The organism is Pseudomonas sp. Con_6 (genome assembly GCF_059379395.1).
Map to the genome: position 1 here is coordinate 3,186,354 of NZ_CM182011.1, position 12,814 is coordinate 3,199,167.

The 12,814-nt window shown below is 63.9% G+C and carries 14 protein-coding genes and 1 pseudogene; 8 read left to right on the forward strand and 7 right to left on the reverse strand.

All coding sequences use genetic code 11. From position 1 onward, the window contains the following. Positions 1–11: 11 nt before the first annotated feature. The 4 genes from AC5QPF_RS14230 to AC5QPF_RS14245 are packed head-to-tail and all read left to right on the forward strand — an operon-like array spanning position 12 to position 3,541. Positions 12–935 carry a metal ABC transporter solute-binding protein, Zn/Mn family gene (locus tag AC5QPF_RS14230; RefSeq protein WP_494963829.1) on the forward strand — a complete coding sequence of 308 codons (924 nt, stop codon included), beginning with the start codon at positions 12–14 and terminating at the stop codon, positions 933–935. Then, the gene (locus AC5QPF_RS14235) at positions 932–1,846 is read left to right on the forward strand and encodes a manganese/iron ABC transporter ATP-binding protein (RefSeq protein WP_494963830.1); all 915 of its coding nucleotides are present in this window, start codon (positions 932–934) and stop codon (positions 1,844–1,846) included. The genes AC5QPF_RS14230 and AC5QPF_RS14235 overlap by 4 nt, the downstream gene beginning before the upstream one ends. Continuing rightward, a complete protein-coding gene (locus AC5QPF_RS14240; RefSeq protein WP_494963831.1) occupies positions 1,839–2,699 on the forward strand; it encodes an iron chelate uptake ABC transporter family permease subunit in 861 nt (286 codons plus the stop codon). Before AC5QPF_RS14235 ends, AC5QPF_RS14240 begins: the two co-directional genes overlap by 8 nt. Continuing rightward, positions 2,696–3,541 carry an iron chelate uptake ABC transporter family permease subunit gene (locus tag AC5QPF_RS14245; protein ID WP_494963832.1) on the forward strand — a complete coding sequence of 282 codons (846 nt, stop codon included), beginning with the start codon at positions 2,696–2,698 and terminating at the stop codon, positions 3,539–3,541. The genes AC5QPF_RS14240 and AC5QPF_RS14245 overlap by 4 nt, the downstream gene beginning before the upstream one ends. Positions 3,542–3,550: 9 nt before the next feature. Here AC5QPF_RS14245 and AC5QPF_RS14250 read toward each other — a convergent pair whose 3' ends face one another. From AC5QPF_RS14250 to AC5QPF_RS14260, 3 genes are read right to left on the reverse strand one after another with little or no spacing between them, the layout of a single operon-like run. Continuing rightward, a complete protein-coding gene (locus AC5QPF_RS14250) occupies positions 3,551–5,233 on the reverse strand; it encodes a sulfatase-like hydrolase/transferase (protein ID WP_494963833.1) in 1,683 nt (560 codons plus the stop codon). Between the two features lie 15 nt (positions 5,234–5,248). Then, positions 5,249–5,785, reverse strand: a complete 537-nt coding sequence (locus AC5QPF_RS14255; protein WP_494963834.1) for a cytochrome b/b6 domain-containing protein — start codon at positions 5,783–5,785, stop codon at positions 5,249–5,251. Next, positions 5,785–6,051, reverse strand: a complete 267-nt coding sequence (locus AC5QPF_RS14260; RefSeq protein WP_494963835.1) for a PepSY domain-containing protein — start codon at positions 6,049–6,051, stop codon at positions 5,785–5,787. The genes AC5QPF_RS14255 and AC5QPF_RS14260 overlap by 1 nt, the downstream gene beginning before the upstream one ends. A 147-nt stretch (positions 6,052–6,198) precedes the next feature. Here AC5QPF_RS14260 and AC5QPF_RS14265 point away from each other — a divergent pair, with 147 nt between their 5' ends. The 3 genes from AC5QPF_RS14265 (at position 6,199) to AC5QPF_RS14275 (ending at position 9,506) form a co-directional block, all read left to right on the forward strand. Next, the gene (locus AC5QPF_RS14265) at positions 6,199–6,864 is read left to right on the forward strand and encodes a response regulator (protein WP_494963836.1); all 666 of its coding nucleotides are present in this window, start codon (positions 6,199–6,201) and stop codon (positions 6,862–6,864) included. After that, positions 6,861–8,234 carry an ATP-binding protein gene (locus AC5QPF_RS14270; RefSeq protein WP_494963837.1) on the forward strand — a complete coding sequence of 458 codons (1,374 nt, stop codon included), beginning with the start codon at positions 6,861–6,863 and terminating at the stop codon, positions 8,232–8,234. The genes AC5QPF_RS14265 and AC5QPF_RS14270 overlap by 4 nt, the downstream gene beginning before the upstream one ends. Positions 8,235–8,444: 210 nt before the next feature. Then, positions 8,445–9,506 carry a type III secretion system effector protein gene (locus AC5QPF_RS14275; RefSeq protein ID WP_494963838.1) on the forward strand — a complete coding sequence of 354 codons (1,062 nt, stop codon included), beginning with the start codon at positions 8,445–8,447 and terminating at the stop codon, positions 9,504–9,506. A 16-nt stretch (positions 9,507–9,522) separates the two neighbouring features. Here AC5QPF_RS14275 and AC5QPF_RS14280 read toward each other — a convergent pair whose 3' ends face one another. From AC5QPF_RS14280 to AC5QPF_RS14295, 4 genes are all read right to left on the reverse strand, one after another. After that, a complete protein-coding gene (locus tag AC5QPF_RS14280) occupies positions 9,523–10,299 on the reverse strand; it encodes a methyltransferase domain-containing protein (RefSeq protein ID WP_494963839.1) in 777 nt (258 codons plus the stop codon). Positions 10,300–10,465: 166 nt separating this feature from the next. Beyond that, entirely contained in the window at positions 10,466–10,825 is a 360-nt protein-coding gene (locus AC5QPF_RS14285) for a cupin domain-containing protein (RefSeq protein ID WP_494963840.1), read from the reverse strand. After that, complete coding sequence (locus AC5QPF_RS14290; RefSeq protein ID WP_494963841.1) at positions 10,822–11,415, reverse strand: GNAT family N-acetyltransferase; 594 nt, start codon at positions 11,413–11,415, stop codon at positions 10,822–10,824. Before AC5QPF_RS14290 ends, AC5QPF_RS14285 begins: the two co-directional genes overlap by 4 nt. 208 nt (positions 11,416–11,623) lie before the next feature. Next, entirely contained in the window at positions 11,624–12,484 is an 861-nt protein-coding gene (locus tag AC5QPF_RS14295; protein ID WP_494963842.1) for an alpha/beta hydrolase fold domain-containing protein, read from the reverse strand. Between the two features lie 157 nt (positions 12,485–12,641). On the opposite strand from AC5QPF_RS14295, the pseudogene AC5QPF_RS14300 reads away from it, so the two are divergent. Continuing rightward, a pseudogene (locus AC5QPF_RS14300) lies at positions 12,642–12,748 on the forward strand (LysR family transcriptional regulator); the annotation flags it as partial. Positions 12,749–12,814 lie beyond the last annotated feature (66 nt).

Sequence of the window (12,814 nt, forward strand, 5' to 3'; positions counted from 1 at the left end):
GGAAGTGACGGATGTTCGATACAAGCAAGTCCCGTTCAGTGTCAGCGCACCTGCTAGGCGTTATGCTCAGTGTGCTCCTGCTCGCCGCGCCGGCTGGCGCTGCAGAGCCGTTCAAGGTCGTCACCACCTTCACCATCATTGCGGACATGGCCAGGAACGTGGCCGGTGATGCCGCGGTGGTGGAGTCCATCACCAAGCCCGGTGCAGAAATCCACAACTATTCCCCGACCCCGGGCGACCTGCGTCGTGCCCAGGGCGCCCAGTTGATCCTGTGGAACGGCCTGGGCCTGGAGCTGTGGTTCGAGAAGTTCTTCCAGCGCCTGGACCAGGTGCCCGGCGCGGTGGTCTCCGAGGGTATCGAGCCCATGGGCATCACGGCCGGCCCCTACACCGGCAAACCCAACCCGCATGCCTGGATGTCACCGCGCAACGCCGGGATCTACGTCGACAACATCCGCGACGCGCTGGTGCGCCATGACCCGGCCCATGCCGAGACCTACACGCGCAATGCCGAGGCCTACAAGGCACGGATCGAGGCCACTACCGCGCCGATCCGCGCCCGCATCGAGCAGATCCCGCCCGCCCGGCGCTGGCTGGTCAGCAGCGAGGGCGCGTTCTCCTACCTGGCCCGTGACTTCGGCCTGAAGGAGCTCTACCTGTGGCCGATCAACGCCGACCAGCAGGGCACGCCGCAGCAGGTACGCCAGGTCATCGATACGGTACGGGCCAACAGCATTCCAGCCGTGTTCAGCGAGAGCACCGTCTCTGACAAACCCGCGCAGCAGGTGGCCCGCGAGACCGGCGCTCACTATGGCGGTGTGCTCTATGTCGACTCGCTGAGCACCAGCGACGGTCCGGTACCGACCTACCTCGACCTGCTGCGGGTGACCACCGAGACCATTGCCAGCGGCCTGAGCGAGGCGAAAACCCCATGAACCCTCTCAGTACGCCCGCCGAGACTCGCGCCATGAAGGCCGCAACGCTTGAGCCCGGCATCGTCGTCAAGGGCGCGACGGTGACCTATCGCAATGGCCACACCGCGCTCCAGGACGCCAGCTTCGAACTGCCCCACGGCACCATCACGGCGCTGGTCGGCATCAACGGTTCGGGCAAGTCGACCCTGTTCAAGGCCATCATGGGCCTGGTCCGCCTGGCGGCAGGTTCCATCAGCGTGCTGGGCATGCCGGCCGAGCAGGCGATGCGCAAGAAGCACACGGCCTATGTGCCGCAGGCCGAGGAGGTCGACTGGGATTTCCCGGTACTGGTCGAGGATGTGGTGATGATGGGCCGCTACGGCCATATGGGCCCGCTGCGCATCGCCCGTCGCGCCGATCATGAGGCTGTGAATGCCGCCCTGGAGCGGGTGGACATGAGCGCGCTGCGCAAGCGGCAGATCGGCGAGCTGTCCGGCGGCCAGCGCAAGCGCGTGTTCCTGGCCCGGGCGCTGGCTCAGGACAGCCGCATCATCCTGCTCGACGAGCCGTTTACCGGCGTCGACGTGAAGACCGAGGACCAGATCATCCAACTGCTGCGCGAACTGCGCGAGGAAGGCCGGATCATGCTGGTGTCGACCCACAACCTGGGCTCGGTGCCGGAGTTCTGCGACCGCGTGGTGCTGATCAAGCGCACGGTCCTGGCCCATGGGCCTACCGACGAGGTCTATACCCGGGACAATCTGGAGCGGGCGTTCGGCGGCGTGCTGCGGCATTTCGCGCTGATCCAGGGCAGTGAGCAACTGCAACCGGGGGTGAGCGTGTTCAGTGACGACGAGCGCCCGCTGATCCTGCGCGACGGTGTGCCGGCCCGTCGGCAAGACGACAGCGATAACGAGGCCCACCGTGATTGAACTGCTGCTGGAACCTTTCGCCTACGGCTACATGCGCAATGCCATGTGGGTGTCGGCGCTGGTGGGCGGGGTCTGTGCCTTCCTGTCCTGTTACCTGATGCTCAAGGGCTGGTCGCTGATCGGCGATGCGCTGTCCCATTCCATCGTCCCCGGTGTGGCCGGCGCCTACATGCTGGGCTTGCCGTTTTCCCTGGGGGCTTTCTTCGCCGGAGGTTTGGCATCGGCGGCCTTGCTGTTCCTGCAGCGCCGGACCCGGCTCAAGGAGGATGTGGTGATCGGCATGATCTTCACTTCGTTCTTCGGGCTCGGCCTGTTCATGGTGTCGCTGTCGCCCACTTCGGTGAATATCCAGACCATCGTGCTGGGCAACATCCTGGCGATCACCCCCGGCGATACGTTGCAACTGGCGATCATCGGCCTGGTGACCCTGGCCGTGCTGCTGGCCAAATGGCGCGACCTGATGCTGACCTTCTTCGACGAGAACCAGGCCCGCGCCATCGGTATCCGGCCTGAGCGCCTGAAGCTGCTGTTCTTTGCCCTGCTGTCGGCCTCGACTGTCGCGGCCTTGCAGACGGTGGGCGCCTTCCTGGTCATCTGCATGGTCATCACCCCCGGTGCCACGGCCTACCTGCTGAGCGACCGCTTCCCGCGCCTGCTGGTGATCGCCGTCGGTATCGGCACGCTGACCAGCCTGGCTGGCACCTATATCAGCTACTACCTGGATGGTGCGACCGGCGGGGTCATCGTCGTGCTGCAGACCCTGGTCTTCCTGCTGGTCTTCGTCCTGGCGCCCAAGCATGGCGTGCTGGCGGCCCGGCGCCGGGCACGGCACGCACTGGAGGTGGCGTCATGAGCGTGATCGAGCTGCTGCTGGAGCCGTTTCGCTTCGACTTCATGGTCAATGCCCTGTTCATCGCCGTTCTGATCGCCATCCCCATGGCGCTGCTGTCCTGCTTCCTGGTGCTCAAGGGTTGGGCGCTGTTGGGCGATGCGATTGCCCACGCGGTATTCCCGGGCGTGGTGATCGCCTACATCGTGCAGATCCCCTATGCCATCGGCGCGTTCCTCGCGGGGATCTTCTGCGCCGTTGCCACGGGTTTTCTCAAGCAGAACAGCCGGATCAAGCAGGATACGGTGATGGGCATCGTGTATTCGGGAATGTTCGGGCTGGGGCTGGTGCTCTACCTGAAGATCGAGTCCAGCGTGCACCTGGACCATATCCTGTTCGGCGACATCCTGGGCGTCAGCCGCGAGGACATGGGGTTGTGCGCCGCCATCGCCTTGCTGACCGCGGTGGTGGTCGCGACCAAGTGGAAGGACCTGATGCTGTACACCTTCGACGCCATTCAGGCCCATGCGGTCGGGCTGCGCACCGGCTGGCTGCATTACGGGCTGCTGTGCCTGATCTCGCTGGCCGTGGTGGGGGCTCTGAAGGCCTCCGGGGTGATCCTCGCCGTTGCATTGCTGATCGCGCCTGGTGCCATTGCGGCGCTGATCACCCGGGAGCTACGGCAAATGCTGTGGGTTTCGCTGGTGATCGCCATCGGCAGCGCCTTCCTTGGGGTGTATCTCTCGTTCTTCCTCGACAGCGCCCCGGCGCCCACGATAGTGCTGCTGTTCGCGGTGCTGTTCATGGCCGCGCTGGCCTATCAATCGGTTGGTCGTACGGCCGAAAAAGCACCGCCGGTTGCATGACAGCGCGGCTCACAATTTCTGCTCGCACCGCCTCTGGTCTGCTGCCAGCAACCATTCACTCAACTGCACCGGGGGCAGATGCACCAGTCCCCGGTCGGTCTCGCACACCGGCTGGATGAAGTTGTCGCTGAACAGCAACTTGCCATGGACGAAATGCTCGTCCTTGCGCAGGTTCGGGTTGTCGATCCGCGTGCCCAGCCGTGCTGCCAGCCACTTGCCGATTTCGTAATGGCTGATCCAGCGCTCCGGTGTCAGCGCGTCCATGGCCTGGCGCGGCGCTTCGCGACTGAGCACGATTACCGGTACATCGCTGACCTCCGGTACCAAATCGTTGTGCCCCCATTTACCGTCCTCGCCCAGACGCTGGCCATGGTCGCCGGTGATGACCAGGTAGCGCTCCCCTTCGAGACGGTCGAAGCGCGCGATCACTTCTTCCAGAAGGCCATCGAGGTAGTGGATCGAGTTGTCGTAAGCATTGGCCTGACCTTGCGGCCCCTGGTCCGGCCAGGGCCGGATGCCGTCCTGATGCACGTAGTTCTGGGCGTAGGGCAGGTGGGCGGTACGCAGGTTGAGCACGACGAAATTGCGCTGGCCGAACCGCTGCTGGTCGAGGATGTCCAGCAGGGCATGGTCCTGGCGCCGGAGGAAGCGCAACGGATGATCCTCGCGGGTGATCGAGACATCCAGGTAGCGGCTGCCAAGATGGGCCAGCAGGCGTGACTCCTGGGACGAAATCCAGTGGGTGCGCATCCCGGCCTCGCGGGCGAAGCGGAACAGGTTGACCTGGCCTTCACGCAGCAGGTGATCCTGGCCCGGCTCGCGGATCGGGTTGAGCAGGTAGGGCAGGCTGACGTCGGTGGCCACGCCCGCGGAGACACCCGGCCGCACCAGGGCGTCGGGGTGTTCGGCCAGGTAGCGTTGCAGTTTCGGCGTGGTCTGGCGGTCGTAGCCGTAGACGCCCATGCGCTCGCTGCGCAGCGAGTCGGCCACCACCAGCCAGACATGCTTCGCGGTGCTGGGAGTCGGGCTGAGCCGATAGGGCGCGAAGGGCGCCGTCGGCAACGCGGTTTCGGTCTTGAAGGCCAGGCGCATGGCCCAGGCGGAAAAGGCATTGAGGCTGTTGTGCAGGCCGCTGCGGGTCGGGCCGGGGGTGAAGGAGTCGAGGTTGCGGTAGGTGGCGCGGTAGGGCTTGGCCAGCAGCACCAAGGCAATCAGCACCAGGGCCCAGCGGCTCGCGGGCAGGTCGACCCGACCGGGCAACCGCCAGTGCAGGGTGATCAGCAGCCCATAGGGCAGCAGCACGCTGAACGCCGCGCTCCAGTGCTGGCCCAGGCTATGGCGGGCGGTTTGCAGCACTTCACCGGGTTCGTGCAGCAGGCCGCGGATATCGATGGCGCTCAAGGGTTCGCCGAAGAAGCTGATGTTGCCCAGTTGCAACAACTGCATCACCGCGAACAGGCCAAGAATCGCTACCACCACCACGCGCAGGTTGCACAGCCACAGGGCCAGGCAGAATACCCACAGCCCGGCGACCCAGCCGCCTTCCAGCTCGGCGCGGTTGTTGCCGGTGAACAGTTGCTGGAGAAAGTCGTCGGCCAGCAGCAACAGGCAGCTCAGGCTGGCCAGCGCGCACAGGCGCAACCAGGCGCCGCTGCGCTCGGAGCGGGGCCGCAGGGTCAGGGACATCAGCATGGAAAGGTCTCGAGATCAGGAGGGTATACGGCGCCGGCGGCGTCCGGTGAGCATCGACAAGGGCAGGTTTTCCCGCAGCCGCAGGCTTTCCACCACGGCGGCCAGCAGGTGGACGCAGACCAGGGCCAGCAAGGTATCGGCCAGGTACGCGTGCAGGTCCATCGGCCAGTCGGCGCCCCACAGGGCATCGACTTCCTCGGCTAGCCAGCCGGTAAGGCCGAGCCCGGCGATACAGCACAGCATCAGCAGCATCACCAATGCGCCGATTGGCGAGTGGCCGAGGTGGTGACAGGGCTGGCCTTGCCACAGGGCCCGGGCGTGCCGGGCCAGGCGCGCCGGTGTTGGCCAGAAATCCGCCCAGCGTGCGCTGGCCGGCCCGACGAAGCCCCAGAACATCCGCAGCACCAGGCAACCGATGGCGTAGTAGCCGAGCCACTGGTGCCAGTCGCCGCCTGCCTCGTTGAAGAAGTAGTTGGCGAAGAACACCGTGGCGAACGACAGGTGGCACAAGCGCAGCAAGGGGTCCCAGAGCTGCACCATGACCCTTTGCATCAGCCCTTGACCTCGCTCTTGACCACCTTGCCGGTGACCGGGTCATGGTAGATCTCGACCTTGCGGCCTTCCTTGTCGAAGCCGTAGATCTCGTAGCAGTTGCCCTGGGTCACCTTGAACTTGTTGATCTTGTAGCCCTGTTCCTTGAGTTGGGCCTGGAACTTGTCCTGGTCCTGCCAGGTGCTCTTGTCGGCGGTGCTGCACTGAGTGGCGGCGAGGGCGCTGGAGCTGCCCAGCAGCAGGGCGATGGCGAGGAGGGTACGCATGGGATCGACTCCGATCGGGATGTGGGAAACGCACCATGCGCCGCGAGTCTTAATGCCAGCTTAGTGAGTCATGCCTGGTTACATTTTTCCCGGTAAAGGCTTCCCTCCAGGGCCCATGATGGCGCCCTCGACTGGAGACCCCGACCCATGCGCGTACTGCTGGTGGAAGATGATCAGGCCCTGGCCCAGGGCATTCGTACCGCCCTGCGCGGCGAGGGCTATACCCTGGACTGGCTGGCCGATGGCCTTGAGGCCGAACGCGCCCTGCGCGCGGAAACCTTCGACCTGGTGCTGCTCGATCTTGGCCTGCCGCGCCGCGATGGCCTGCAATTGCTGCGCAGCCTGCGGGCCGATCCCGAGGCGCAGGTGCCGGTGCTGGTATTGACCGCCCGCGATGCCACCCGCGACCGTATCCAAGGGTTGGATGCCGGTGCCGACGACTATCTGGTCAAACCGTTCGATGTGGACGAGCTCAAGGCCCGTATCCGCGCCTTGTTGCGGCGCAGCCAGGGGCGCGCCCAGCCGCTGATCGAACATGCCGGGGTCAGCCTCGATCCGGCGCGCTTCGAGGTGCGTTACCGCGACCAGCCGGTGACCCTGACGCCGATGGAGTTCCAGTTGCTGCACCAGTTGCTGGCCCGTCCCGGCACGGTGCTGACCCGTGAGCGCCTGGCGGAGATGCTCTACGGCTGGCAGGAAAGCGGCCCCGGCAATACTCTCGAAGTGCTGGTGCACAACCTGCGGCGCAAGCTCGACAGCGGGCTGATCCGCACGGTGCGCGGGGTCGGCTATCTGGTCGAGGACACGCCATGACTGCGATCCGCACGCGAATCCTGCTGCCCACGCTGTTGCTGGTGCTGCTGGGCAGTCTTGCGCTGGTGCTGAGTGTGTCGCGGGATAACCACCGGGATATCGAGAACGTCTACGACGCCCAACTGGTGCAGGCCGCCCGGGTCTTGCAGGGCCTGTTTCGGCAAATGCCCGAGGGCAAGGACTGGCAGGACGTGCGCATGGCACTGGAACAGGCCATGGACCTGTCCGGCACGGATATCCTCAGCCATCCCTACGAGATCAACCTCGCATTTCAGGTCTGGAGCAGTGACGGGCGTCTGCTGATGCGCTCGGCCGATGCGCCGGTACTGGAGGCGCCGCCGAGCCTGGGTATCCATGACCTGTTGTATCAGGGGCAGGACTGGTGCGGGGTGCTGCTCGAAGACCGCCAGCGCGGATTGTTGATCTGGGTGGGGGAACGCGATGACCTGCGGCAGGACCTGATCCAGCGCCTCGCTGACCAGGCTCTGACCCCGGCGCTGATCGGCATTGCGCTGCTGGCGGCGGCGATCTGGCTCCTGCTGGGCTGGGGCTTGCAGCCGTTGCAGCGCCTGGCCCGGCATCTGCGGGCGCGGCCGGTGGACAGCCTTGAAGCGCTGTCGCTGGACAAGCTGCCACCGGAACTGGCGCCGATGGCCCAGGCGCTCAACCATCAACTGCAGCAGATGACCCGCCTGCTGGAGCGCGAGCGGCGCTTTATCGCCGATGCCGCCCATGAACTGCGCACGCCGCTGGCGGTGCTGGCGATTCATGCCGGCAATGCGCGCAATGCCCGGGATGAGCAGGAGCGGGATGAAGCGCTGGGCTTCCTTGAACAGGGCGTGGCCCGAGCTACTCGGCTGGCCAGCCAGTTGCTGACCATGACGCGGCTGGAGCCTTTGACCCAGAACCGTCAACGTGTGCGCCTGGATGCCCTGGCGCGGGAAGAACTGGCGCAACTCGCGCCGCTGGCGTTGCGTCGGCGGGTGGATCTGGTGCTGGACGAGCAGGGTGAGTGCCATCTGTACGCGGATCCCACGAGTGTCACCGTGATGTTGCAGAACCTGGTGGTTAATGCCTTGCAGTTCAGTCGGGCGGGAAGCGAGATCACGGTTGAATTGCGCCAGCGCGAGGGCGATGTGCAATTGCAGGTGCTGGATCAGGGGCCGGGGGTGGAGGCGGATCGGCTCGAGCGGTTGAGTGATCGGTTCTACAGTGCCAACAACCCCGGCGGGGCGGGGTTGGGACTGTCAATCGTGGCGCTGGTGGTGGAGCAGTTGGGCGGCGGGCTGGAGTACTTCAACCGGGTTGGGGGTGGGTTTGGGGTGAGGGTCAGGCTGCCGGCTGCGGTGTCACGCAGGGAACAGTTCTAACGAGCGACTTGGCCCCTGTGGGTTTACCCGCGATCGGCGGCGCAGCCGTCGTAAACCCTGAGTCCCGCGTTTGCCTGACACACCCGAATGAAGCGATTCTGGCTCCCCCTGTATTGACCGTTGGGCCAGCGCCGTCTACAACCATCGGTGTCCTGGATAAACGATGTTATTTCGCCATCCTCATGAGCTCTCACCTGCAAGGACGCAACCATGGTGCAGACAGTCGAATACTGGCGTGAAACCGATCAGTCCTGGCAGCCGGGTCCGCCGGGGATTGCGGTGGTGACGGCTGACGACAACTACATCGGCAACCACCCGGTGACCGGCGCGGCACAGTTCATGACCTTTCCCGCGACGTTCCGCGGCCTGGTCGGCAATGCGCTACGCTACATCCATGCAACCCCGGCGGGTCGGCACATTCTGCTGCCGTTGTCGGCGGCCAGCGTGGTTTCGATCCTGCCGTCGCAGGGGGGCAATACCGTGGCGACGCGAGGCGGTGGAGCGATGAATCTGGTCGCCGAGGAACTGACACCGGCGAGCATGATCGGCGGCGTCACCCAGACGGCGCTCAATCGCATCAATGTGCCGCACTATGCCCAGGCGAGTTGGCTGACCCATATGATCAACAGCTCTCCCGAGCTGCTGCTGGATGCGGTGCCGGGCGCCGGTACGGGGTTCTTCGCCCGGTTGGAAAAGGCCCGTCAGTACGCCAACCAATGGGGGCTGTTGGCCGACCGCCGCTACCTGCGCTGGACCAGTTCCAACGAGGGCTACTTCAATGACCAGACTCTGGGCCGCTCGCTCGACGCAGGGGGCTACAACATCGGCATCACGCTCCATGAAGTCGCCGGCTGGATTGCCGGCAATCCACTGCCTGCACGGCTGTCGCAACGGGCGCAGAACCATGCGCTGGTCGCGACCCTCGCAGCGCTGCGTGATGTTTCACCGTCCGCCAATGGTGCCGAATCCGTGATCGGCTGGAACCCCTATGCCAGCAATCCGCTCAATCTCAGCCGGCCGCCCGCCATCGGTCTGGCCCATGAGCTGATCCACGCCTATTACAGCGGCCTGGGCCAGCAGCTCGGGCGTGATTTCGGGCACCCCAGCACGGTGCTGTTCGAGTTTCTCTGCGTCGGCCTCGGGCCGTGGGATGAGGCGCCGATTTCGGAGAACGGTATTCGCCGGCACTGGTATTCCCATGCGGTGCCGTTGATGGGGCCGGGGGAGAAGCAGAGTCGCAAGGCGATGCCGAAAAGGATCAAGTATCTGTGATAAGTCTGTCTCTTTTCTAAGCACCGCCAAGCCGATGGCTGAGATACGCCTGGGTCTGATAGGGAAACGCGATGCTTTCCTGCCCCCGCAGCGCCGGATGCGTCTGGATGAGTTCGTGCAATTGTCGGGTCACCTCGGCCTTGTCCGCTGGCGCCAGGCTGGCGATGAAACTGACCGACAGAATGCGGTTCATGATCACCGTCTCAGGGCTGCCGACATGGCTGTGCTCGAAGCACGTCAGTTCAGGCGCCGAGAAGCCCGAGCCATCGAATGGGTCTCGCCATTGGCCCTTGTGAAAACGCGGTGCATTGCCCTCGTAAGGGGTGATGATCCGGGTAATCGCCGCAACCCAATCGACCGACTCGTCCCGCACGTTCCACACCAGCCCCAGGCGGCCGCCAGGGGTGAGCACCCGATGGATCTCCGCCAGTGCCTGGGCATCCGCGAACCAGTGGAACGCCTGGGCGCAGAGCACCACGTCGACGCTTGCTGTGGGTGAGGGGATGGCTTGGGCTGTTCCGGCGAGCACCTCGATGCCGGGCAGGCTTTTGGCAAATTCCCGGCGCATCGCGTCAATGGGTTCGACGGCGATCAGCCGGTCAGTCAGCGGTTTCAGCAGGGCGGTGAACTTGCCGGTGCCGGCGCCGAGGTCCAGCACCCGGGTTCGCTGGTCGATCAGCAACTTCTGACGCAGCCAGGAAGACAGGGCCTCGGGATAGGTGGGGCGGCCCTGGGTGTAGGTCTGGGCCTGACTGGAGTATCCGGTCTGCGCGGCGTCATGAACGGGAGGCATGGCGGTGGATCCTGGTATGGCTGGCGGTCAGCGGAGTATAGAAACCATGCGTGGGAGTGATGATGAAGATGTTCCGTTTGGTTCCCGTGCCTGCCAACGCACCTCGAGGCCCTGACCAGGAAAGTCAGGGCTCCCGCGCTGCGCTCGATGGAGCGCAACTCCGTGCCTAGTTCGCGGGCAAGAGGATCACGAAGTTCTTTTTCATGTCTTCCAGCACCGTCCATTTGCCCTTGGCGCCCGGTTCGATAATGAACGTGTCGCCAGCGGCCAGTGTGACCGGGGCACTGCCCTCGAGCTCGATGACGCAGCGTCCACTCAGGACATGGCAGAACTCCCAGACTTTGTAGTCGATGCGCCATGCACCGGTGCTGGCTTCCCATTCGCCGGAAATGCGGCCTTGCTGTTCGTCGTGGTAGTACTTGGAGGTCAGCGTGTGAGGGTCGCCCTCCACGACGGCTTCAAAAAAGGGAAGGTCGCGTACCGGTTGGATATCCAGTTCGCGGAACACGGTCAGTTTCTGGGTCATGGTCTTTTCTCGAGTACGTTATTGGTAGGGCGATACATCAAATAGGCGTCACCGGTGACGGCCAGCATCGGGTGCGGAACGATCTGGCAGGTTTTAACGATCTGGAAACCGTGACGTTCGTAGAAGCGACGTGCACCGTGGTTTTCGGCGTAATCGATCAGGCATAGCCCATCCAGGCCAAGGTCGTCGGCGCGCTGCTGGGCGTGGCGAAGAAACTGGACACCTAGCCCCTGGCTGCGCCAGGCCTCATCCAGGGCCAGGCTGGAGATGTACAAGGTGTCGGGGATTTCCATGTCGGAGTAAGGCGCGAGGACTGGGTCGGTCTCGATAGGCCTGTCTGGGGTTTCGCGCAAGGTATAGCTATGCATCATGCCGATGACGCGGCCTTCGGATGTGGCCATCAGGCAGTTCTTGTAGGAGAAGTCGCCCTGTTCCCTGGCATAGCGGGAGGCGCCGACACTCAGCAGTGATTCTCCAGGTGCGGCGAGCTTGCTCCATATGTAATCGGCCATGCCCTCCGATGTCAGTTGAAAAAAACGCGCAATATCGTGCGCGTCCGAGGCTTGAGCGGGTCTGAAGTCGATAGGCATGTGCGGTGCTTCCGGGGATCGGCTGGTTTTTAGGGATTACGCCTTGGACAGGGTGCAGGGTAGGCGGTTTGAACGGTTGCCATCTTGCTCTGGGCGACACCGTCAGGACGACGTGCGACGTTGCCGCCATGCTCGAATGCATGTGGTTGTAAAGGTCTCAGGCCTGGGGAATCGATCGTGAAACTGCTGCACCAGCCATCAACGAAACTCAATCTTGCCCATGAATGAACGCCACGACCTCATCCAGGACCGGCGCCAGCCATCGCATAGGGCGGGAGAATGCTGCAATCAATGTCCCGTGCCCCGGCCTGGAGAAATAGAGCTCGCGCACGGGCACACCCTGCTCCCGCAAACGCCGGGCCATGCCCCCGGTGTTGCGCTCGGGATTGACCAGCGTGTCGTCCTTCGCGGCTATCAGCAGCGCCGGGGGTGACGCGGCACTGACGTGGTTGATCGGTTGGGAGTCGGGTGGCGAATCCGGAAAGAAGAAAATCGGTTTCACCCCCGGATTTGTGACGGGTAGAAAATCGTAGGGCCCGGCCAGACCGATCCAGCCGCTGAGCATCGAAGGCTCCATGTCCATCGCGGCCAGCCATTTCGGGTCCAGCGCAATCATCGCCGCGTTGTAGGCGCCTGCGCTATGGCCCATCACATAGAGTCGCGCTGGATCGCCGCCGTATTGGCGGATGTGTTTGCGTGTCCAGCCCATCGCTTGCGCACTGTCTTCCAGAAAACCCTGATAGTGCACCTGCGGATAAAGCCGGTAATCGGCGATCACCGCTACGATACCTCGTGCTGCCAGCGCCTCGCCGACAAAGCTGTAGTCACTGCGCGAACCGCTGTTCCAACTGCCTCCATAAAAGAACACCACCACTGGCACGTCGGCTGCGAGATTGACAGGCGTGTAGACATCCAGCCGGTTCCGCGGATCGTTACCGTACTTCAGGTCAGATGCCTTGTTGACAGTGTCTCCCGGGGTGAGGAGGTTTAAAACCTTCAGAGGCGAACAGCCCAGCAACAGGCCCAACAGCCCGCCGACAACACATAGGCGCAAGACTATTCTGATCATGGTTCGCTATCTACAGTGGTGTGGTTTTAAGACTGTGGGCTTGAACAAGAATTCAGCTCTAGACTGACTGCTGTGCACAAGCCGCTTTTTGTATGCGCCGCCCCCGCCAGGGAAGTCGCCGGAAAACCCAACCCCGTATTGATCACCGCCCCCCCAGCGGCGGGGCGACCTTATATCGCTGTTGCAAGCCTGGAATCCCGGTGATCGAGAACCGATTCACGCGGTTTTTGTTGGGGCCCGGCGATGCCAGCGTGGGTGCGGTTAGTCGATCCTGCGGCAACGCTCGTCCGGCCTACCACCCTGCAGTCCTGCTGAAAATCAACAGCTATG

What these genes read in the sequence shown, in the direction of transcription:
- AC5QPF_RS14250 (WP_494963833.1), bottom strand. Translation starts at nt 5,233, where the DNA reads ATGCTGATGTCCCTGACCCTGCGGCCCCGCTCCGAGCGCAGCGGCGCC.
- AC5QPF_RS14265 (WP_494963836.1), top strand. Translation starts at nt 6,199, where the DNA reads ATGCGCGTACTGCTGGTGGAAGATGATCAGGCCCTGGCCCAGGGCATT.
- AC5QPF_RS14285 (WP_494963840.1), bottom strand. Translation starts at nt 10,825, where the DNA reads ATGACCCAGAAACTGACCGTGTTCCGCGAACTGGATATCCAACCGGTA.
- AC5QPF_RS14275 (WP_494963838.1), top strand. Translation starts at nt 8,445, where the DNA reads ATGGTGCAGACAGTCGAATACTGGCGTGAAACCGATCAGTCCTGGCAG.
- AC5QPF_RS14245 (WP_494963832.1), top strand. Translation starts at nt 2,696, where the DNA reads ATGAGCGTGATCGAGCTGCTGCTGGAGCCGTTTCGCTTCGACTTCATG.
- AC5QPF_RS14260 (WP_494963835.1), bottom strand. Translation starts at nt 6,051, where the DNA reads ATGCGTACCCTCCTCGCCATCGCCCTGCTGCTGGGCAGCTCCAGCGCC.
- AC5QPF_RS14280 (WP_494963839.1), bottom strand. Translation starts at nt 10,299, where the DNA reads ATGCCTCCCGTTCATGACGCCGCGCAGACCGGATACTCCAGTCAGGCC.
- AC5QPF_RS14235 (WP_494963830.1), top strand. Translation starts at nt 932, where the DNA reads ATGAACCCTCTCAGTACGCCCGCCGAGACTCGCGCCATGAAGGCCGCA.
- AC5QPF_RS14255 (WP_494963834.1), bottom strand. Translation starts at nt 5,785, where the DNA reads ATGCAAAGGGTCATGGTGCAGCTCTGGGACCCCTTGCTGCGCTTGTGC.
- AC5QPF_RS14230 (WP_494963829.1), top strand. Translation starts at nt 12, where the DNA reads ATGTTCGATACAAGCAAGTCCCGTTCAGTGTCAGCGCACCTGCTAGGC.
- AC5QPF_RS14270 (WP_494963837.1), top strand. Translation starts at nt 6,861, where the DNA reads ATGACTGCGATCCGCACGCGAATCCTGCTGCCCACGCTGTTGCTGGTG.
- AC5QPF_RS14290 (WP_494963841.1), bottom strand. Translation starts at nt 11,415, where the DNA reads ATGCCTATCGACTTCAGACCCGCTCAAGCCTCGGACGCGCACGATATT.
- AC5QPF_RS14295 (WP_494963842.1), bottom strand. Translation starts at nt 12,484, where the DNA reads ATGATCAGAATAGTCTTGCGCCTATGTGTTGTCGGCGGGCTGTTGGGC.